The 22,097-nt window shown below is 37.1% G+C and carries 15 protein-coding genes; 11 read left to right on the top strand and 4 right to left on the bottom strand.

All coding sequences use genetic code 11. The annotated features are described in order from the left end of the window. Nucleotides 1–178: 178 nt before the first annotated feature. The 10 genes from MHI32_RS16195 to MHI32_RS16150 all read left to right on the top strand — a co-directional run bounded on the left by MHI32_RS16195 (nucleotide 179) and on the right by MHI32_RS16150 (nucleotide 10,050). On the top strand, nucleotides 179–595 hold the full coding sequence (locus MHI32_RS16195) for a MarR family transcriptional regulator (RefSeq protein ID WP_248548678.1): 417 nt from the start codon (nucleotides 179–181) through the stop codon (nucleotides 593–595). A gap of 62 nt (nucleotides 596–657) precedes the next feature. Continuing rightward, complete coding sequence (locus tag MHI32_RS16190) at nucleotides 658–870, top strand: DUF896 domain-containing protein (protein ID WP_340010272.1); 213 nt, start codon at nucleotides 658–660, stop codon at nucleotides 868–870. Nucleotides 871–1,148: 278 nt separating this feature from the next. Further along, nucleotides 1,149–2,087 (top strand): alpha/beta hydrolase, encoded by a 939-nt coding sequence (locus tag MHI32_RS16185; protein ID WP_076190247.1) that lies wholly within the window; start codon nucleotides 1,149–1,151, stop codon nucleotides 2,085–2,087. A 147-nt stretch (nucleotides 2,088–2,234) separates the two neighbouring features. Beyond that, nucleotides 2,235–4,112, top strand: coding sequence for an asparagine synthase (glutamine-hydrolyzing) (gene asnB / locus MHI32_RS16180; RefSeq protein WP_340010270.1), 1,878 nt, complete (start codon nucleotides 2,235–2,237; stop codon nucleotides 4,110–4,112). Nucleotides 4,113–4,127: 15 nt separating this feature from the next. Then, nucleotides 4,128–4,655: a putative immunity protein gene (locus MHI32_RS16175; protein ID WP_081383441.1), complete on the top strand. Its 528-nt coding sequence runs from the start codon at nucleotides 4,128–4,130 to the stop codon at nucleotides 4,653–4,655. A gap of 597 nt (nucleotides 4,656–5,252) precedes the next feature. Next, complete coding sequence (locus MHI32_RS16170; protein ID WP_340010269.1) at nucleotides 5,253–5,771, top strand: helix-turn-helix transcriptional regulator; 519 nt, start codon at nucleotides 5,253–5,255, stop codon at nucleotides 5,769–5,771. A gap of 50 nt (nucleotides 5,772–5,821) precedes the next feature. Next, nucleotides 5,822–6,550 carry an RES family NAD+ phosphorylase gene (locus tag MHI32_RS16165; protein ID WP_340010268.1) on the top strand — a complete coding sequence of 243 codons (729 nt, stop codon included), beginning with the start codon at nucleotides 5,822–5,824 and terminating at the stop codon, nucleotides 6,548–6,550. A 280-nt stretch (nucleotides 6,551–6,830) separates the two neighbouring features. Further along, nucleotides 6,831–8,042 (top strand): SIR2 family protein, encoded by a 1,212-nt coding sequence (locus MHI32_RS16160; protein WP_340010267.1) that lies wholly within the window; start codon nucleotides 6,831–6,833, stop codon nucleotides 8,040–8,042. After that, the gene (locus MHI32_RS16155; RefSeq protein ID WP_340010266.1) at nucleotides 8,039–9,823 is read left to right on the top strand and encodes an ATP-binding protein; all 1,785 of its coding nucleotides are present in this window, start codon (nucleotides 8,039–8,041) and stop codon (nucleotides 9,821–9,823) included. Before MHI32_RS16160 ends, MHI32_RS16155 begins: the two co-directional genes overlap by 4 nt. An 11-nt stretch (nucleotides 9,824–9,834) precedes the next feature. Continuing rightward, nucleotides 9,835–10,050 carry a KTSC domain-containing protein gene (locus MHI32_RS16150; protein ID WP_340010265.1) on the top strand — a complete coding sequence of 72 codons (216 nt, stop codon included), beginning with the start codon at nucleotides 9,835–9,837 and terminating at the stop codon, nucleotides 10,048–10,050. Nucleotides 10,051–10,529: 479 nt separating this feature from the next. On the opposite strand, the gene MHI32_RS16145 is transcribed toward MHI32_RS16150, so the two are convergent. After that, on the bottom strand, nucleotides 10,530–11,855 hold the full coding sequence (locus MHI32_RS16145) for a hypothetical protein (RefSeq protein WP_340010264.1): 1,326 nt from the start codon (nucleotides 11,853–11,855) through the stop codon (nucleotides 10,530–10,532). Between the two features lie 1,280 nt (nucleotides 11,856–13,135). Between MHI32_RS16145 and xerS the strand changes: the two genes are divergently transcribed. Further along, complete coding sequence (gene xerS, locus MHI32_RS16140) at nucleotides 13,136–14,206, top strand: tyrosine recombinase XerS (RefSeq protein ID WP_340010263.1); 1,071 nt, start codon at nucleotides 13,136–13,138, stop codon at nucleotides 14,204–14,206. 290 nt (nucleotides 14,207–14,496) lie between these two features. On the opposite strand, the gene MHI32_RS16135 is transcribed toward xerS, so the two are convergent. The 3 genes from MHI32_RS16135 to MHI32_RS16125 form a co-directional block, all read right to left on the bottom strand. Then, complete coding sequence (locus tag MHI32_RS16135) at nucleotides 14,497–14,625, bottom strand: hypothetical protein (protein ID WP_340010261.1); 129 nt, start codon at nucleotides 14,623–14,625, stop codon at nucleotides 14,497–14,499. A gap of 500 nt (nucleotides 14,626–15,125) precedes the next feature. After that, the gene (locus MHI32_RS16130) at nucleotides 15,126–15,314 is read right to left on the bottom strand and encodes a hypothetical protein (RefSeq protein WP_340010259.1); all 189 of its coding nucleotides are present in this window, start codon (nucleotides 15,312–15,314) and stop codon (nucleotides 15,126–15,128) included. A gap of 299 nt (nucleotides 15,315–15,613) precedes the next feature. Beyond that, nucleotides 15,614–21,703, bottom strand: coding sequence for an ATP-binding protein (locus tag MHI32_RS16125; protein ID WP_340010257.1), 6,090 nt, complete (start codon nucleotides 21,701–21,703; stop codon nucleotides 15,614–15,616). Nucleotides 21,704–22,097: the final 394 nt, after the last annotated feature.

Here is a 22,097-nt window from a genome sequence, read left to right as displayed (position 1 = left end):
AGTGTCGACTAAGCAGGAGTAAAACCGAGATCTATGTGATCTTGTGGTTTTACTCCTTTTTTAATGGTTTGGTCAGCAGAAAGGATGAACGTTACCGGACATTTATTTGAAATTTTTAATAAATCGTGATATTATTAGCTTGCTAAGTAATTTGTAAGGCAGTACGGAGGAAATATCTGTGATAGAAGATGAGATAAGGGAACTACTGGATAGAATATCAGCGGAAATGCGTAGAGATTATGCAGAACTGCTTAGAGAACTTAATCTTCATGTGGGTCAAGAACAGTTATTATGCCGGTTATGGAGAACAGATGGAATGACACAAATACAGCTAAGTGAACGCTTGAATTGTGAGCCTCCAACCATAACAAATATGGTGAAATCTCTTGAAAATCATGGGTTTGTTGTTCGAAAAAGAGATTCTGAAGATGGCAGAGTTAGCCGAGTGTATCTAACCCCAGCCGGACGTAATCTCTGCGAACCTGTGGAACAGATCTGGAACAAACAGCTGGATAAATTACTAGCCGGAATTATACCTGAAGAACGTTTATTATTAAGAAGACTTATGAAACAAATGGCCGATAATTTAGCTTGAATCTGGAACTAATCGCCATAACCGTTAGTAAGCTAATTAAAACTAAGAAAAGAGGAACATAGATGATTACAAGTTTGACTCGCATCAATGAATTAGCTAAGAAAGAACGTGAAGTAGGCTTGACACAAGACGAATGGGTTGAACAGATCGCATTGCGTGAAGACTATCTGCGTGAAATTCGTGGACAAGTTCGTAACAGTCTTTCTGGAGTGACAATTTTAGATCCGGATGGAAATGACGTAACCCCTGAGAAGCTTCGTGCAGCGCGTAAATAATCAATGAACTAATAAGTGGAAACTACACCTTTAGATAACGTTAGATTAGCCTATGGCTGATCGACGGATATCTAGAGGTGTTTTTTGTTATATAAATCTTAACAGAAGCTTAATTCGTTATCATTAGGAGCTGTTGAAAGTTAAGAATCAATTAAACTTGCGTTACACAGGATCTAAGACTGGATTGTTAGAATGAAATAGACAAAAGATAAGGGATAACATGAAGGGGTGCAGAAGTTGGAGAAACTAAAAGAAACATCAAGGAAGGAAATGAAAGTATGAAAAAAACATTATTAATTTTACTTAAAGTAATAGTCGCTATAGTCATACTCCTAGCACTTTTTCTGGTCATCGTTTTTACAGTCAATGTGATCAGCAATAAAGTGGAGAAAGGAAAAATAGAACCCTATGGTCAGCTTGTACCTGTCGACGGGAAAAAGATGAATGTTACCATACAAGGGCAAGGCAAGGAAACAGTCGTGTTACTCCCAGGGTTTGGAACCGCATCACCCGTAATTGATTTCAAACCACTTGTAGATGAACTGACTCCTTTCTATAAAGTTGTAGTAGTTGAACCGTTTGGTTATGGACTAAGCGATGTCACCACAAAAGAACGAACGGTCGACAATATCGTGAGTGAGCTTCATGAAGCTTTACAAGAATTAAAGATAGATCGTTATATTCTGATGGGACATTCTATAGCGGGAATTTACGGACTGGACTATGTGAACAAATACGAAAACGAAGTTAGTGCATTCGTAGGCATAGACAGCAGCGTACCCACACAAGGGGGCAACGATGAAGAATTTCCATCAGGAACCTATAAGCTGCTTAAAAACTCAGGATTTATGAGATTGCTGGTAAAGCTCAATCCAGCCCAAATCGTTACACCAAGTGATGATGAGGAAACTAAAGAACAAAATAGAATGATTTCACTTAAAAACATGATGAATCCTAATATCATCAGCGAAGCAGAGCATTTTAAAAGTAATTTCAAAGTCACGGAAACATTAAATTTCCCTAAAGATCTTCCTGTTATTTTCTTCCTAGTGAAAGAAAATACGGATGTTCCAGGCTGGGAATCCCTGCATAAAGAACAGATTAAAGACTCCTTACACGGGAAATTGATGTTGCTTGATGGGGAGCATTATTTGCACCATACCCGATCCAAAGATATCGTCGAGAACTTTAGAAGCTTTATGGGAGAGATAAAGTAAGAATGAATGAGAAAAGCCTGCTAATACAGGCTTTTCTTTTTTTGTATTTTCAAATAAGTGAATCCTTTAGAAAAAAATGATAAATTTATCAAAGCAATTATGGGCACTCTATATCCTAATCTTTATTATAGGAAGGACTACCATAGTATGTGCGGAATAGCAGGAATATTAAAATATAATGGACAGCCACCACAGGAAGAAACCTTAAAACAAATGACAGGGGTTATGAATCACCGAGGTCCCAATCATGAGGGAGTATGGCTCGATTCTCACATTGGACTTGGTTTTCGCAGATTGTCTGTAATTGATTTACGTGATGGTAATCAACCGATGACGAATGAAGATCGTACCCTTTGGATTGTTTTTAATGGTGAAATCTATAATTATAAAACACTACGAGATCAGTTAAAGCTAAAAGGACATCACTTTCAGACGCAATCAGATACAGAAGTCATTGTGCATTTATTTGAGGAATACGGCAAGGACTGTGTCCATCATTTACGTGGAATGTTTAGTTTTGCGATTTGGGATCTTAGGGAACAATCTCTTTTTGCTGCTAGAGATCATTTCGGAATCAAACCTTTTTATTATTACAAAGACGAAAATAATCTTTTATTTGCTTCGGAAATTAAAAGCATACTTGCAGTGCAAGGGGTACCCAGAAAGCTTCAATATCAAAGTTTATTCAGCTACTTAACTTTTCAGTATGTCCCGCATCCTGATACGATGTTTGAACACATTCATAAATTAGGACCTGCGGAGCGATTATTTGTTAACTCGGATGGTGAAATGAAGATCGAGAAATATTGGGAACCCCATTTTCAACCGGTAGAACGATCTTTAGCAGACTATGCTGAAGAAATTCAGTGGAAATTGAAAGAGTCTGTAAACCTTCATTTACAAAGTGATGTGGATAGAGGATGTTTTTTGTCCAGTGGAATTGACTCCACCGCAATAGCTGCAATGATGAGAGCAGAAGAATCAACAAAAACCTTTTCGATTGGATTTGAAGGGCTGAACAATGAAACAATCATTGCAAATCAAACAGCAGACAAACTGGGGACAGATCATTATTTTCACATCTTATCGCAAAAAGACTTTTTTGAAAGTATCCCGAAAACGGTCTGGCATCTAGATGAACCTGTAGCGGATCCTTCTGCCATTGCACTCTATCATCTAAACCAGCTTGCCAAAGAACATGTTACGGTTGTCCTATCAGGGGAAGGCGCTGACGAGTTATTCGGAGGATACAGAATCTATAGAGAGCCAAATGCTTTAAGACCGATAACCTGGATGCCTAACTTTATAAAGGATTCGTTACGAAAATCATTATCCGTATATCCCTATCATTTTTATGGGAAAAATTATTTACTTCGAGGTCTGACACCTTTAGAAGAGCGTTTTTTCGGAAATGCTAATATTTTTAACAAAAGCGGTAAAATGAACTTGCTCCACGAATCGGTACACGCTCAGAATAGCTTTTTACATCCCAGGGATATCGTTAAGCCTTTTTATGATAAGACAGCTCACCTAGACCCTACGACAAGAATGCAGTTTATTGATATGAATTTTTGGTTACCTGGAGACATTTTATCTAAAGCAGATAAGCTGTCCATGGCACATTCATTAGAATTAAGAGTCCCGTTTTTAGATAAAGAGGTTTTCGAGACGGCTAGTAAAATACCTGTGTCCAATCGGATTGGGCAAAAAACAACAAAACTTGCTTTGCGTAAAGCTATGGAAGGAATCGTTCCGGAAGCTATAGTGAATCGCCCAAAACTAGGATTTCCCGTGCCCATTCGTGATTGGCTCAAAACTCCAATTTCAGATATAATGTTTGAACAAATACGCTATAGTGGCATTGAAGAAATATTCAATATGAATATCATCGAAGAGATGTTTGCCCAGCATCGGAGTAATAAAGGCGACTATTCGCGTAGAATATGGATAATTTACATTTTTTCAGTATGGTACACTCTTTTTATAAAAGAAGATCTGAAGCAATTAAATAGTGCCGTGTTGTAATGGGGGAGTGATTCGTTGAATATTGAGGAATATGCATGGAATAAACATGAACAGCAATTAAGAGAAACTAACATGTTTACTTATACTAGTCCAAAGATAAAGATTGTAGATAACCATGAATTAAGAAATCGGCTTGAAGAAACGCTTGAAGAGCTGCCGCAGAAGTTTCTGGCCAAATGGGCTTTGAAAGTAGCAGTTGAGCACCTGGATCATCTGGTCCAGCAGCTTGTAAATGACCCGCGGATTGATTTAGGTATAGAAACGCTAGAAAAGCGTATAACTGGTGAGATTAGAGCCTTTGACTTAAGAAAAGTTGGATTTATTGTCAATGAATTAGCCAAAGAGTCCACAACCGAGGCTAGTAAGTATGCTGCCCGTTCTTTTGCACAAGCCATTGCAACTGGACATATGCGAGGACACGCTATGGTTTGCAGTGACTATGCAGTAAAACTGGTGAATTACATATCAGATCATTCTTCAGTTGCAGAGGCAGCTACTAAAGAACGGGAAAGACAATTAAGGATAGCTGAAGAGTTGCTTTGAAATTAAAGCTTTAAAGATGAACATGTATGAGGATGATTATAAAAGTTAAATACTGGGAATAGTTAACTTTTTATATGATCGAGAGTTATGTAATCTAATGCAAACAATAAAAACATTATTAGTACTTAAAGTTTTATGCGTGACTTGATGAGCTTAAAAGCTTAATACTCGTTTTAGATAATACGATTACTAAATAAGAATCAATTGCTTAGGAAAGGGCGGCGATTTTGAACAGTTTTGAACATTGCTTAGATATCAGTAATGGATAGCTAATTAGTAATATTATGGAACTAATTGGTTGCTTCCATTAATTTATACACTACTTCCTCACAAAACCCGTATTTCTTTTAATTTTAATATTATGTATTTTGATCTTATTAATATAATGATTTTATAATTTGTGACACATATTATGAAGCTGACATTAAATGTTTAAGTCCTTTCTTTTAATATTGTAAGAATAAATAAAGGGACTACCCTTTCAAAACCTTAATAACCAGGATTTAAGATAAGCAATAATATTGGCAGGAATTATTGGATGTTTTGTAGAATCCTGAATAGAAAAAAATACTGAAATAATTAAGGAGGGTCAATTATATGAGTATGTTTTATAGTGAGATTATCCGTTATTACAATGAAAGAAATTGGCACACTTTAAAAGAATTATCGGCAGCTCTTAATAAACGTGGGATTTCACATGATATAAAACATGTAAATAAGTATCTTTATTATCCACCAAAAACTGATCAAGAGCTAAATGCTATTGTTGATATATTTGATGCGGATAAGGAAAAAATAAAATATGCTATTGAATTAGATTCATTACCTTTAGATATTATTAATAAGATCAGTCATATCCCTATTACAGAACTGGTAAGTAGGAGATCTGAAGAATCACAATCTACAGTATCTAACTTTTGTTTTTTTCTAAAGCAACACCGAGAACGTAATAGATTTACATTTACCGCATTAGCTAAGTCTGTTGGTGTGTCTTCACAATATATTTACTGGTTAGAGAAGGGGAAAAGGGGAATTCCTGAACCATCTATTCTAAAGCGTATTGCGGCAGCGGTGGGGGCACCTTATGAAGAAATGATGAGGATAGCAGGATATTAATGCTTAATTTTAAGTGGCTATCATGAAAAAAGGTTTGGAGGCGGGCTATAGTGTTCTTCTTTTTCTTTTTTAATTATATTAGATTTGCACAAAAATATGGAATTGAAATTAGTGTGGAAGAAATGAAAGAATTCGAACAGGTTTTAATTAAACATCCAATGTTAGGTACAAAAAGCCCCGTTGGTGAAAAATTATTTGAAGCAATTCGTTTTCACAAGGAACTAGAAGAAGGAAGGATTTTATATAAATTAGATGAATATGGAACCCATACATTGTTATTTAGAGGGAGGAACAGAAAAAGCGATTTAAATCCAGCATACACTAGTACCGACATGTGGGCACCGCCGTCAGGTTATTCAAGTCATGGGCGTTACAATTCCATTGGTGTTCCAGTTTTATACTTAGCAGATGACAAAGCAGCTGTACCATATGAAATACATACTGCTCATGATGAAGATGTTGATATTGGTACATTTCAGTTAGAACGGAATCTTCTTCTTTTTGATATTGGAGAGTTCAATAATGAATTTGAAGGTTTTGTTGCAGATACTCGCATAGAAAGCCGTCAGTTAAAACACTCTTATCTTATACCTAATTTTATTGGAGCATGTTGCAATTATTTAGGTTATGATGGAGTAATATTTAAAGGAACTCGTGGGCATGATCTTCACTACACCAATTATGGATTGTTTAACTATAAAGACGGAGAAGATTTAAGTATAGTTGGTAACCCAATTAGTTATAAACAAATATTAGAAAGAAAGCTTGAAATTAAGTAATGATTTATTTACAATCTGCATTTACCAAGTACTTACGAAAAGTACATAGTCGAAAAATATATTGTTATAATAATATATTTATTTCAGTTCTTGATCTCTTCAAGGACTTTTTTTTTATTTATTGAATCATTTCATTTTATAAAAGCTAAATTTCTCAATAGAAAGTACTAAAAGATTGATAATTTAGAATGGTTTGAAGATTGCAATGTTACATACCACAATATTACATTATGTGATAAAATTTTATATGAGGATGAAATTGATTTTAGCGGAGGTAATTATGTCAATTTATTATGATCCCATAAGAGAAATGAATGAATTTAAAAATCAAATATCGTTTCCTAAAAAGTTGGGATTCTTATTCGGAGCAGGAACTTCAATGGCTTTAGGGATGCCAGGAATTTTTAGACTTAGTGAGTCAGTAATATCAAAGGTGTCAGAAACTCAAAGAGAGCTTATAAATCAAATTGATGAAGAACTAATTAGTGAAGGTATTGCTAAGCCTACAATTGAGCATATACTTAATAAAATTAGAATGATTCGGCAAATCACTAGAGATATGCAATCAAAATCTTATGTGAACATTAATGGTAATGACGCAAAAGAACTCGACAAAGATATTTGCGATAGTATATATTCTGTTCTATCTGAAGCGGAAGCGCATGCTGTCTCAACTGCACCTGATAAATTACATACGTTTGAGAGATTCTTTTCATGGTACAACAAAACAAGCCATGAATATTGCAAAGAAATATTTACATTTAATTATGACATGATTTTTGAGCGTTCACTTGAAAATTTAATGCTTCCATATTTCGATGGATTTGTTGGTGCATTCGAACCTTTTTTCTGTCCCGAAAGTGTTGAAAGGGCAATTCTTAGAGAGGAAATGCCTCAGTCATGGACTAAATTGTGGAAGTTGCATGGTTCATTAGGATGGTTTTGGAAGAATGGAACGACCGCAAATAGTGGGAAAGTTGTTCGTCTAGGAGTTCAATCAAAAAAAGAACATTTAAGTGAGTTAGTTATTTATCCGTCAAGAGAGAAGTATGATTCTTCAAGAAAACAACCATTTGTTACTTATTTCGATAGATTAAAAAGTTATCTTAAGGAAGGCGAAGGAATCTTAATTATCAGTGGTTATTCGTTCGGAGATGAGCATATAAACGATATAATCTTTGAAGGCCTTAGAAAAAACAATAGACTGCATATAGTAGCATTATTCTATGATAACCAAGAGTTGATTGCGATTGAAAATGAAATTCGACAATTTCTAAATATATCAGTTTATTCACCAAAGCATGCCATAATTAGTGGTAAGCGAGGGGAATGGAAAATAAATCCTGATGCTAAAGAACAACAAAAAGATGAAGTTTCAGGTTACTGGGATATGGAGCATGATGAATTAATAATAGGAGATTTCTTAAAGTTTGTTGATTTTATTACTGGTGTTAGAAGAGAAGTAGCTAGCACCCTCGGAGAAAAACTATGAAAACTGATATTACATATCTTGGAATAGTGATTAATGTAGATAGTTCATCTATAGAAATAGAAGTTTCCGACGACATCCCCTCCTCTGCACCAATTATTAATGGAAGACTATACAGAATTGGACAGATCGGAACACTTATTAAAATCCCAGTAGGTAACATAAATTTGTATGGTATTGTGTCTTCAGTAAGTAATACTCCTAATAAATTGATTGATTCTAATAATGATATATTGCCTAATAAAGGATCAAGATATTTACAGGTACAACTAGTAGGAGAACAAATAGGAAATATGAAGTTTGAAAGAGGATTAGGTACGTTTCCAACTATTAATGACGAAGCACATATAGTTACAGAAGAAGATCTAAAGGTGATATATGGTAACAAGACGCGAGGTTTAGTTGAAATTGGAAGACATTCATCAAGCGAAAATTTATCTGTTTATTTAGATTTACCGAATCTTGTTCTTAGACATTCCGCTGTGCTTGGTTCCACAGGAAGTGGAAAATCCAATACAATTGCTCATCTACTTAATGAAATATTAGATTCATATAATGGATCAAGAATGATTTTAATTGATATACATGGGGAGTATTCAACGGCATTTAAAGATAAATGTAAAATCTTTAAAATAAATGATAAGGACAATCCGTTGTTTGTTCCATTCTGGACCTTGAATTTTGATGAACTTTCATTTTTTCTAGCTGGCAGACCGAATGGACAGGAGCGTCCAGAAGATAAAAGACTTCGTGAGGAAATACTGAAGTACAAAATTATTAGTGCAAACAAATTAAAGGCAGGGATTGTGCAAGAAAATTATGTTACAGCTGACTCACCTATACCTTTTGACATAAAACTAATGTGGCACACTCTTAACCGGGAAGTGCACGGAACTTTTTCAAAAGCAAGTATTCAAGAACAAAATCGCGCTACCGAGGAAATTGAGAATGAGGGAGACTACAAGAAACTTATTCCAGCTAAATTCAAGCCTTATAGTCTAGGTTCAGTTGCTCCTTTCAAATCAAAAAATGAAATGATGTATACCTATGAACAAAAGATATATTCAAGATTAAGGGATTCACGATTTGATTTTATGTTTAACCCTGATGATTATAGTGATACTGATTCTAATAAGGATTTGGATGAGTTAATCAGAAGCTGGCTGGAGCATGATGAACGCTTAACCATTCTAGATCTCAGTGGAGTACCTTTTGAATTAATTGATATTACAGTAGGAATAGTTACTAGACTTATTTATGACAGTATGTATTGGGGCAAGAATGAAGTTTATACGGGGCGTAACCGTCCTTTGCTAATGATTTATGAGGAAGCCCATTCGTATTTACCAAGAAACGAAGGTAATCATATTTATGGGTATGCAAGGAAAGCTGTAGAAAAAATTTTTAAAGAAGGGAGAAAGTTTGGAGTAGGTGCAATGGTGGTGACTCAACGACCATCTGAAATATCAGAAACAATTCTTGCACAAGTTGGTACATTTATCGCACTTCGACTAACAAATAGCTCTGATAAGAATACGGTAAAGTCAGCAGCACCAAATAATATGACTAGTCTAATTGATTTGCTTTCATCTTTGAGAAAGGGGGAAGCAATTGTTGTAGGTGAAGCCATAGAAATACCTTCTAGAATAAGAATTAAAGAGTATACTCCAAGGCCAAACAGTAATGATCCAGATTTAACACAACAATGGAATCAAGACTTTAAATGTGATAACGACAATTACAAAAAAGTAATTACTGCAATGCGAGAACAAAAACATATTTAGGAGGAGTTCTTGTGGAAAGAGAATATATTAATTCAACAATGATATCGTCAATTGGATATGATTATGATTCTGCAATTTTAGAGGTGGAATTTAAAAGTAACCATCATGTTTGGAACTATTATGACGTTCCTTCTTATGTCTATGATCAGTTTAGAATTGCTGAATCGTTAGGCAAATATTTTCATTCAAATATTAAAAATACTTATCGTGAAGCGAGAGTAGGGTGATTTTATAGCTTTTATTGAATTATTTTTAACTCTTAGAGAATAAGAACTAAATATATTAACCCGCGCATTGCGCGGGTTTTTACTTAAGCTCCTGGATAGAGCGTACGCCGGCACTTAATAAACAAACAGATTATCAAAAACAACGTCAAAAATCCCTGACGTTGTTTTGATGGAAAGGAGAGAGAATTAGATGGGAATGGATGTAGGTAGATAAGAACATAATCCCCTTAGAACTAGCGTGGGCTTTCTGTTTTAAGGGATCAAGTTCTTGTACTTTGCTCAGGACAAGAACTTAATCCCATTGCTGAAAATGGACTAGAACATGATATTTTTGCCGATTTGATAATTATCTTTTCCATATATCAGGATTTTCAATAATCCAGAGCTCTAGCGCTTCGCGAAGAGCTTTTTCCTACCTCATCGCGAACAGGAAGATTGACATTTGTGGTGAAATAAATGTCAATAGGTAACTTGTTTTCTTAAAACATAAATTCCTCTTCTTGATCCCATCCCTCTAGTTCTTCAAATACTGATATGATGTCCAAACAGGCCCCCATAAGTTCTAACCATTTCCAATCCGTATCTAAATCAATACTAGTTCCATGAATGATAGCATTTCGCTCATTTGAATATTCAATTGATAGTTGACCTAACCTCCCACCCAAATTCACTTTTCTGTGTGGACCTTTAAAAATAGCTGGCCAATCTTCAAGCTTTAGTAGCATTGGAAGTGATGTTATTTCTTTGAAATCAGTATAATTACGCATCTTTATCTTTTTGTTCTTTTTATCAAATTCTATGTTATGCTTTTCTGCGATCCGCCGAGCCAAGTCCCAAACGAGACCTTCGTTCTCACGGAGCAATAACGTTATAGCGGCCCGTTTGAAACCCGCTTCATAGGAATTAATTGCTTCAAGTATAGCCTCTTTATGAATATCTATGCCTGGTATGAATTCATCATTAGTAAGAAGGTAGTTTTTCAAAGTATCCATGAAAATAGGTATGCTTTTCACCAAAAACGATGTATCATTCGTTTGCATAAATTTACTATAGTCTCCTGCAGGTAAGTTTCTCATCCAGTGAAAACGTTCATTTCTATTTTCTGGTGAAAAAGTTTTTGCGTTAGGGAAATAGGGATCTTTGTAAAATAAATGAAATTGATGAATTCTGTGAGGAGACATTTCTAAAGAGATATACGTTCTAAGCTTACGCTCGTCTAACAATTCTTTCACCTTTTTCATCCAACTTTCAAGGCTTTTCTTATTGTTAATAATGATTAATTTCTTATAGTAGTGTTTTTCTTTCTGAACCAAATCATTGTTCTTCTTATGTTCCTGTTTGTATTCTTCTAGTAGCTTTTCTAGGTATTTTTTACGTTCTTGTAGTGAATTACTAAATTTCTTGTAACTACACTGAAGGATGATATCCCTATATTCAGTAAACGTTGTGTTATGCTCTTTTGAAAAAAGAAAAGAAAGAAGACTTAAAATATCTACTCGGCTTATGTCTGCAGGCAATTTTCTTCTTTCTAGGAAATGACTTATTACTTCATGAATAAAGGCCTTAGCATCATCACTATCATCACTAATGTAATACACAGATTCGGAATAATCCCTCACTGTGAAATATGGATGAAACTGCGCATTTCCTAATAGAGATTTGATGTCCGCTTGTTCAAGACCCTCAATGTAACTTAAAATTATACGTTGTTTTTCGGGATCATTACTTGACTTAAAATAGTTTTCAAGCACCCTTTTCCTTTGCTCTTCGTTTCCTTTTTTAAATTTCACTTTCTCAATATCCATTAGCAACGTTCCTTTCATGAGATCATCTTATTATGTGTCTAAGCATGTCTTCTTCATCAAGTATATTGTCATTAATTATAAGTTGTATGAAATTATTATTGCAATTATAAAATGAAGATCGTCAAAATATCTTAAAGAATAAACAGCATAGCCAAGGACAAGACAGGACGGGTTCTGGGAGAAGGGTGAAGGTTAGCCCTTTTTTAAATGCCTGTATCGATGCCGGATGTTAGGTGCGCCAGAAGGTATGGACGGCACAAGTAGTAGATGCCCGACCTGTGCAGCCGCCGAGTTGTAGCCTGAACACCGATGCCGCAGATTCCTCCCAGATAGGGCGTATGAGCAAAAAAGGAAATACGGTAGGCGCAGCTTTCGCAGGTATACAAGGAAGGGGGAGCGCTTGTGACCTTGCCCGCATCAGTGCCGGTAGATGTAGATAGCTGACCTTAGGCAGCAACGCCACTGAACTGTATGCAGATCGCTGCTGCTCCTTGAATCGGGCGGACAAGCAGCAAATGAGGTTAGCCAGGCACTGTCGTCGCGGGGGAAATCAGGAAAAGGGCTTGAATTTGATAATTGGCTGTACGCCTCCTGATCACCATCTTCAGTAGGTGTGCCATCGAGCAGCAGTTGGATTTCTGGTGCTTCAGACGCTGTCCGGGTCGAGCAGAAAAGTATTTAAAGGAAGTGAGCCAGGCGTAGCTGCTGCGTGGAAGCCCAGAAGGGAGGAAGTACAGCATAGAAACTACCAGACAGCTTACAAGTCGGTACTCAAATTATCGCGTTGAACAATTTCGACAGGCTGCAACTGAAGTAGAGAGATGAGTGTTTCGGTCAGTGTTATGATGCAATCGTAGGAAAGTGATGGAGGTAATATAATCTATAAGAGAGATGACAATGAATTTGTCATTTATATTGTAGAATACTGTTTTTCTCATGTACTGTCATTGATAATGTCGTCAGTCTAAATTAATTTATATGTAAATATAACCATCATATGTAAAATTCTGTCCTAATCATAACTTAAGAAGAAAGAGAGCTATTTTTGAAAAAACATGTTTAGTGGCACAAATATCCATGGATTGCCTGAAAATTTTAAATTGATTAAATCTTGATTTCCTATACTAAGAAAATGATTATGTTTGTTGCCATAAGGGCTTTGTTAATAATGGGACCATGATCTTGACCTACAAGGGTCATAATTCAATATATTTACGTAAAATAATAATTTGACGAATAAATAATAATGAGATATATTGGATTTACGGAGGTTCGTACATATGGATAAACAAATGAAAATACACTACATGCAACGAATTGATGAAAAACTGTCTGATTTACCTTGGTATGTTACAGAATTTATCGATAGCAAAAAACGCAAGTTGTCTCCGACGACACTTCTTAATTATTGCCATGATTACATTATCTTTTTCGATTGGCTTATCGCTGAGAATATAACTTCTTCAATCCGGAAAGAAATACAATTAGAAACACTTGAGCGATTAACCATCCGAGAAACTGAAAACTTTTTGTCATTCCTGGATTATCAGCTTGGGAACAAGAAGCTTACGATTAATCGAAAATTATCCTCGCTAAAATCGTTGTTTGATTACCTTCAAAACAAAGCTGAGACAGGTGACCTGAAGCCTTATATTCAACGTAATGTTATGGCCAAGATGGATCTGAATGCCGTTAAAGAAAGCCAGGAAACCATTGCAAACCGCATTGAAGGAAAGATCCTTAGAGAAGACGATTTTGAATCGTTCAGACAATTTGTAGCCTATGATTTTGGCGAAAAGCATAAGGATAATAAACGGATTTATAAATTTCATCAATTCAACCGTGAACGCGACACTGCGATTGTTTCGTTGATCTTAGGTTCCGGGCTTAGATTATCCGAGGTTGCTGGCATTAATATGGATGACCTGGATATGAATAAAGCGTTAGTTCGAGTGATCCGCAAAGGTGATAAAGAACAATACGTTTACTTTAGCAAACAGGCTTTAATGGATTTAGAAAGTTATCTGCAGATCAGAGAATCAAGATATTTACCAGAAAAAAACGAAAGCTTTTTATTCATTGCAGCTCCTGTTGGCCGTAAAGGAAAAAGCCGGCGATTGACTGGGCGCTCGATTGAAAAGCTGATTGAAAAATACGCTACTGCCTTTGGAAAGCCCTCCCTAACAGTACATTCACTTAGACACTCATTTGCAACGCGATACCATTTGGAAAACAATGATGTACCAAGGTTAAAGAATCAATTAGGACATTCATCTATACAAACAACGATGATATATACACACTTAACAGATGAAGAGATGCGTAATGCTGTAAATAACATGGATCGATAAACCTGCGGTGCTTCGCGGTTTTTCTTAGACATCTGCACAAAATCCGTATTTTAATCAAATGTCTAAGAAAGCATACAAATCAATATCCGATACTGTCGTCGTCTTCTGTAAATTACATGCTTGAGAAAGCAGGAAAATCAAAACTACGGCGTTTGGTTCTAATCATTGACGAGGCACACCGACTCACAGCCGTACTCATTCACTAATGTTTCGCGGCTCTTTCCGTTGCGACTGTTTGGGGGGAGTTTCGTCTTCACCTCATGCTTCGCATAGCCCAAATGAGTATCCATCTAGGCTTCCAGCATCTCCTGAATCGTCTTAGCAAATAGATCTTTCAAGGCATTCTGAGCATCTTGAGCAGTGACTAAGTTGTTCTGTTTAATGAATTCCCGAAGTTGCTCTTTTGACCAAAGTCCCATGTATTCTCCCCAACCTTTCTCTTACTTCCATTTTAATGGGTTTGAGTGTTTACACAATATATGCAACCAGGCAGCGATTCACCGATTCTGCAGCTAACGCTTTCTTCCGGAGCGTCCGATACCGCATATACCAAAGAGGCGGGTCGACCCGCTCCCTGGCCGCGACCGACTCCAATCGCCCCTTCTAGTTTCCCCACGCCGGCTGCCTTCCATTGATACTGATACGACCGATTTAGGCGACTGCGGCAGCTACCAGACTATCCGGTTGTAGATCGGTGGCGCTGCAGTGTCCAAGTTGCGATTGACCGGCGCTGCAGTTGCTGTGTCGTCCAGAACGTCTGATGAGGTCCGGTGGAAACCGCCGCCGCGGCTGATGTCCATTTATCTGGACCGAATGTCTAGCAACCGACTCCAATCGCTCTTTCTGGTTTCCCTCGCCGGCTGCATCCGGTGTCGCTGGGCAACCGAACGGCGATTGACCGGTGCTGTGGCTAACGCCGTCATACGTGACGTCCGATGAAGTCCAATGGAAACGCCGCCGCGTCTGATGCCCACGTAATTAGTCCGGATGGCCAGCCACCGACTCCCGCGCCGACTGCACAGCGGCGACCGTGCGGCCATTCACCAGTGCTTCGGCTGCCGTCGTCCGGAATTCCAATAACACGACTGGCATTGTATGTCTTGCACATTCTACACTCGCCTAATCAAATGTACTGACCTCATGAAGCGGCACTCCGTTCTTATAGTATTTACATTCGATAAACCACTTTTCCGTTATAGGTCCAGTTAAGGGGTTACCAGTTGTATAGAGAGCCTCAATATCTCTTACATTATCAGCGCCACCTTGTCGCCATCTTAATGAAATTCTTTTTTGCACTATTTGTTCGAAAAAAATCCGTATTTAGGCTCATGGATTTTCTATCAATGCTCTCGGGAATAAACAGATAGAATCCCCATTAAATTGTTTTTATATAAGTTACTTACTGTATTAAGCACCTTCTCTGGAAGGGATATCCTTTCTCCAAACTATTGTAAGTTCCCGAATTGAAAAGGGTATTAAGGATTGTAATCTTTCATACATGTCTGGTCGCATTAGTAACTCACAACCTTCATGGCTTAGTGGTTCACCCCACAACTGTTCACTATCCCTAACCTTCCAAGTGTGTAAAACTAATGCTGGCTCACCTGCTTCATCCCTCCACATTAATGGCTCACCATACCGTGGAGGATTTAGGTTTAATTGCAGACACATATTAGCTGGTGGAACAAGAACATACTCATCTCCAAGCCAATCTTGTACTCTAACTAAACAATTGATTTGAGAATGAAGTAATGGATACACGATATCTAACTCCGTTTGCTCAGTCCCCCACCATTCCATAACATCCACATCGCGAAAAGGAAAATCTCGAGGATCAGGTTTTCTTCCAATAGGTTCGGCAATTATTCCAGAGTAAACAGTGACTTCCTCTGTTGGGGGACCAAACCTCTTTGATTCTTGGCGGTTCCAATTACGTTCAAAATAAGCAACTCTATGCCAGTTCCGATATAGTCCTTCTTCTTTTATAATCAAAACTTCAGAGCGACCTTCCTGTAAATTTTGGGGTTCCACATAGTTTGGCCGCGGTATACGAGCAGAATGGATTCCAATATGAATCAATATATTTGGTAACACCTTAAACAACATCATTTGCTCAAGATCAGATGACCATATCCCGTTTCTCCATAATGCTATTTTTAAATTGTTGAGAACTTCTTGTAAACAAACCTCTAAAAATTCCTGCTCCCATAGAAGAACAGGTGTTGGTGGGAATGCAGTACCGTCATTCCCAAGTGCCAGCTCATACCTGGCTTGCATTCTATCCTTATTTTTATTTCTACTACCAATTAAGAAATTCAACAAATTTGCAAGTTTGATAGGGAAATCAGGCCAAAACTCGGCTAGAATGTCAATACGATCTCCTCTATCAATACGCAACAAGCGATCAACTTGAGCTTGCGAAAGTTGGCCTGATAATTCATTTGATAAAATGTTTGTTGAAATATCGGGAGCGATATTAATGCGGGAAAGCAACATTTCACTCAACATTCGAACGCCCCAAATATTACTTTTGCAAAAGTTATCCAGTAAATCGGAGATGCTTGATGTTATTGGAAATGGTTCTTCTTCAAAAATGAGTACCGCTTGTAGAACAATTAGCATTGAAGATACAGGTGTATCTTGTGTTAGGAAAGTTCTTAATGGTTTTAAAAGTAAATGGGGCATTGATGCTACTATCTGTGAAACTGCAGAGAGAGCAGCTATCTTTCTACTAAGTATAGGATTATTAATTCTTCCAAGAAGTAATAACGTTATGCTCTCGTCAATTGAAAGATTCAGTGAATGCGAGTTTGAAAGCCTTTGAAACCATCCCACACCATCATATTCTGTAGGAATTCTATGTCTGATTACTTCATACGCTGCCATCCAACAATTAAATGCGACATCTGGTTCTCCCCATTCTGCTAATCTTTCAATAAGATGACGAGTAATTCCAGAATGATAGGTAATATTTCTAAGCATATATGCAACTTCATATGAGATAGTTTTAAGGGCTTCTTCTCGACACAATTCAATACCTCGTAATAATGGTTGTGCGTGATTTGCATCGCCCATAGAAAGCCATCCACCACCTCCATACGTTTTAGTATATGCCAGACTATACGCGATGGACGCTTCTTTTTGAAATCCAAAACGTTCTAGTCCTTCAGCAATTTGCTGTAGTGGATGACTTTTACCATCACGAGCACTATAGCTTCGGGCAAAGATTCGAATAATTCCAATTGTTTCTACCGTGAAACCATTATTTAACAAGTCCACCAATCTATAACCTAGTGCGTTAATAAAAGCATCAGAAGATAATTTAGAATCATTAGTTTGGCGTATTCCTGCAATGATCTCAACTATAGATGATTTAGTTGAAAAGCAATTATCAATATTGTATTGATTCACGGTGTTAGCTATCTCTTTATGTGCCAAATCTCTGGTTCGATAAGTTTCTTTTTCTGTTTGCCCGCCGTCAACATCAATCTCAGGAATTTTGTGTTCACCAGCAAATTTCTTTAATTCAGCAATTGCTCCCGTCTTATTACGTCTTCCATCACTTGCTATTTTAGCTGCAAGTTTATAAAAAGCTTGGGAACCTATTTTTCTATCCTTTTCAATTAATCTTGAAATAGTATGCAATCGCTCAGATGCAAGTTCTGCAGACTCACTCTCATGATCAACTTCAAACACCAAAGTTGTATATAATGCATCTAATAAAAATGGATCTCCAACTTGCTTTATTTCCTGTAATGAATCATGAAATGCTTCTTCAATTGGCCAACCAGATGAAGGATTACGCCCACTAATTGAAAGGTATAATAATTCCATAGCTATTGTTGCGTCGCATTGAAGCAGACTACTATACCAAGCCAAGGGAGCTCGTTTTGTGCTTCTTCCATCTGTATGCCTTAACATTGCATCGGCTAGAGGCTGAGAAACGACTAAAGCACTAATTGCTTCGTCTTTATTCAGGCACATTAAACTAGGAATACTATCTATAATCTCATAAATAGTAGTATCCTTTCTGTTTCCATAAGCAGTTAAGTATGCCCCTACACGCTCCCATTCTGAATAGGCGGCTTTCTTATTACCTACCCTCTTAAGAATTTGCGAGAGTACCATACTATAACTAGCATGATGGTCAAAGTATGTGCCAGACGCACCATTAACAACCTCGAGTGCAAAAATATGAATAACTTCTGATAAATTGGGCTCTGTCATAAAGGGCAACACACTACTTAAAACGTTTTCAATATAAATTGGTCCCGCGGGGCTTCTTTGTAAGGATGTTGAGGTTCCATCGATTACCTCTTTTACGTACTTTAAGCATACCCTCCATTCTTCATCTGATTTGAGAAGGGAGAAGCCCCATTGAAGAGATCGATTTATTAAATCTCTTGCATAAAATAAATCACAAGCACGCGGTTTTCCAGAGAATGGACGAACATCTTTTGATAAAATTTTAAATGCGTCAATTACGTTGATGCCACTTTTTTTTGTCTCAACTTCAGCCAAAGCAATAACAAAACGTAACCAGCATCTATACCATCCCTCTCCCTCTACTCTTAACTTCTCAGATTCAAGAAGTTCGGGGTGACAAAATGCACTGAGCTTTACATTTGCTATCCACAAACTGAGTTGATTATATTTTTCATCATCAAATGAATCATCTAGACCTAAATCAAAGTCTGATAGTTTTGAAATAAATATTTGACCATCTTTAGGAGATGCGCCATAGTTAATACATTCTACAGCATACTCTGCAGAATCAATTTGCGAAATGACAGATTGCCCAAGTATAAGACCCTTAAAATCATCCCCATGTAACTTCATGACACCAGCCGTTCCAAGACGAAGAAATGCAGCAACTTTAGGTGATAGACACTTATCTTTTTCATTCCCACGAGAAATCAGTTGTTCTATAGCTTCATAGCCAACCGTTTGAGCTATTCTTTTACCCATTTCTCGGATATATGTTGGATCATTGTTAACATGTCTTTCTCCATTTCTTATAAGATAATCTAGAATAGAATCTTCTATACTAGAAAGTCCGTCACAACGAATTATTCCATGAATTCGGGAAAGTGAAACCTGTTGTTCCCAAGTCAATCCTATTTTCATCATGTTTTGTTGTTGGCTTTCAGATGGTCTAATATATTTTTCGAGGTATTCACGCCAAGGAGGAGCTACTCCTAGATCGTCAGCCATTGAACAGAGTATTAATCCTAATCCTATTTCTTGTGTTACTTTACCATCAAAAAGCAAACGATCCACAAGAGAATTTGGTCCAAATAAGTCAAGATAAGTAGTCCAATATGGAAGAGGATCATACAACTTTTCTTCAAAACATACATGTACAGAACGACTTAGTTCATTGCAACGTACTAGATCCACCCAACGTAGGGAACGTGCTGACATATCAAGTGCAATTGCAAGATTTCGTTCTATTGCTTTAAATGCATGTCCATAAGCAATGCTGTTAGAAACGAATGATTTGTCGATAAATGCCAGAGCATCGTCAATTCTATTCGCGCGGCGAAATAATGGTAATAAGAAACGATAGGCTTTTGCATCGTGATAAAAGCCTCGTTTTTGAAGCCACTCTATTACAGGTAACAGCGCTTCACCAATTGAGACTCCATTCCGAATTAATTCCTCATTCATAAATCGGCGAAAACTTTCATGAAATATTCGAAAACCCCCTTGACTCGAGTTGGCAGTAAGAATAGGACTAAGATGATTTAATCCATCCTTTAGCCATCTTGACAAAATTGGAGGTAACATTTCGCGGAGATCTGCCTCTGTTAAAGAAAAATCAATAACGCCTAATATATCAGCAATTGACTTTGCAGTTTCGCTAGCATGTTTATATAAATACTCGTAATAGATAGAAATATTTCCATCGATACTTGGTACGGAATCTAACCATTCTTCAACATCAGTAATCCCCCCCTTAGTAAGACTATTTACTACTTCTCGACACAGATATGTCGCATACAGAGGATTTCCTTCTGAATGCTCTGATAATAACCCTAATGTTAAGTCAATATTAACAACTCCAATTTTATTTAGGGCATGAACGACATCTAAGCTTGCTGCCAATTCATCAATATCTGGTTGAGACCATGGTATCATTTGAAATTCTGCAATATTTGATTTATGTGCTGTACGAAAAGGTTCAAGATGATTTCCAGGTTGAGAGCCGATAATGATGGAAGTTCCAATAGACACCTTAATAGAAGCAAGTTGTTCGACAATATCTGTTTCTGCTTCAGCAACAAACCTAGAATCTGAAAGAACCCTTGTAATGTGATCAATACCATCGACAATGAGAACAACTTTTTTGTCTAATTCCGTAGCCATCTTCAATATCTCTTCCAATTCCTGAAGACCTGCCGAATATCTGCTTTGGGCAGCACTTGCCAACAAAGGCTCCTTATCAATGAGTTCAGCTATTATATTTCCATAAAAAACGTCAGCAGTTATTCGTCGTTCAACAAATTCGTCACCTGGCTCAAGATAGCAATAATGCCACGCTACAATTGCACCCTCCAGTTGTAACTCCTCAACTAACTTTGTCAACTCCCACGACTTGCCTGAACCCGGAGGACCTGTAAGAATCTGATGCTTGCCTTCCAGCGAAGCCACCCTCATGAATGGCCTTAATACTTTGCGATCATGAAACAACTTATCGTCTAGAGGAAATTGCTGCGATATTCTTCCATAATCCGTCCTTATTTTTAACATTCCTTCTATTTCTTGCGGAGATAAAGTGCCCTCCTCCGATCTTGCACGATTCGCAATTGTCAAAAGCAATGCTGCGACGTCTTCAGCAGAACGATCCTGATTAGGATATTTTCCAATACCAATACGATTCACCAAAAGATTTAATAACTTTTCTTCCAGTGGCCCCGGATTAAATAAATCTTCAGACATTTGTGGGAGTTCCAATTCAATGATGAACCGTTCACAAAAATTGACGAATTGATCGCGGGAACAACCCTCTTTCAGCCAAGACCATATAGGTTCCCCATTTGTTGGCCATATTTTTTTGCAATTTAGTTTATAACAACTGGTACTGAATCCTGCTATGGTACTATCTGCATAATTGAAATCCAACAAATCTAACAACTCATCTTCAGGTACACTCCACGTAGCACATAGTCTATACTCATCAGCTGCAAGTTCCTCAGCAAGTATATAACTTTGAACAAGACGATCGATTCTCAAAGAAGAGCTTTTGTATTTAAAGTCACTTACACTCAGTTTTCGTGTTGTTTCTTTACTTGATTTTATTTGTCTTCTAATTTTTTGACTCTCATAAATGATTTCCAAATCATCAAGTCGATCATCATTTACAACTTTACGATCAACTGTAACGCTTTGAAATCTATGTACTAAACATTGAGCGAACATATAAGCAGTCAAAAGATCTTGATATAGATATCCTTTGTGTGCGGGTTTAAGATTTCCAGTTGACCGAAATTGCAAACTGAATACCTCCTTAAATTGTATTTACGTTAACGACTCTTGTTCGATGATATTACCAATGTACATAAAAAGAGTCTCCGTTTGATCCGTTCCCCACTGTTGTATGAGCCGATTTTTGATACTATCCAATTGTTCATTCATTCTCGATTTTTCGGGCAATTACCAATGTACCAACAATATTTTTTTATGCCTTCTCCTACTTTTCGCCCTTCTTGAATCGCATATCCATAGTCCCCTCTTTTCTCTGCTAGGATAACTCGTTCATATGCCGCGTGCGTAAATCCCCATCTTTTGGATATTTATCTTTGGCGCGTCTAACAATTCTTTACGAAGTTTGCAAATAAAGATATTCAGTACCCAATTGGAATTTCCCTTTATTTTTTATCAAAATCAT

The sequence above is a fragment of the Paenibacillus sp. FSL H7-0690 genome (genome assembly GCF_037980415.1).
GTDB lineage: Bacteria > Bacillota > Bacilli > Paenibacillales > Paenibacillaceae > Paenibacillus_AQ > Paenibacillus_AQ odorifer.
Note: the sequence above shows the minus strand (reverse complement) of the source record. Positions and strands in the feature narration are given on the sequence as shown.

What these genes read in the sequence shown, in the direction of transcription:
- MHI32_RS16190 (WP_340010272.1), top strand. Translation starts at nt 658, where the DNA reads ATGATTACAAGTTTGACTCGCATCAATGAATTAGCTAAGAAAGAACGT.
- MHI32_RS16185 (WP_076190247.1), top strand. Translation starts at nt 1,149, where the DNA reads ATGAAAAAAACATTATTAATTTTACTTAAAGTAATAGTCGCTATAGTC.
- asnB (WP_340010270.1), top strand. Translation starts at nt 2,235, where the DNA reads ATGTGCGGAATAGCAGGAATATTAAAATATAATGGACAGCCACCACAG.
- MHI32_RS16170 (WP_340010269.1), top strand. Translation starts at nt 5,253, where the DNA reads ATGAGTATGTTTTATAGTGAGATTATCCGTTATTACAATGAAAGAAAT.
- MHI32_RS16160 (WP_340010267.1), top strand. Translation starts at nt 6,831, where the DNA reads ATGTCAATTTATTATGATCCCATAAGAGAAATGAATGAATTTAAAAAT.
- MHI32_RS16155 (WP_340010266.1), top strand. Translation starts at nt 8,039, where the DNA reads ATGAAAACTGATATTACATATCTTGGAATAGTGATTAATGTAGATAGT.
- MHI32_RS16145 (WP_340010264.1), bottom strand. Translation starts at nt 11,855, where the DNA reads ATGGATATTGAGAAAGTGAAATTTAAAAAAGGAAACGAAGAGCAAAGG.
- xerS (WP_340010263.1), top strand. Translation starts at nt 13,136, where the DNA reads ATGGATAAACAAATGAAAATACACTACATGCAACGAATTGATGAAAAA.
- MHI32_RS16135 (WP_340010261.1), bottom strand. Translation starts at nt 14,625, where the DNA reads ATGGGACTTTGGTCAAAAGAGCAACTTCGGGAATTCATTAAACAGAAC.
- MHI32_RS16130 (WP_340010259.1), bottom strand. Translation starts at nt 15,314, where the DNA reads ATGTGCAAGACATACAATGCCAGTCGTGTTATTGGAATTCCGGACGAC.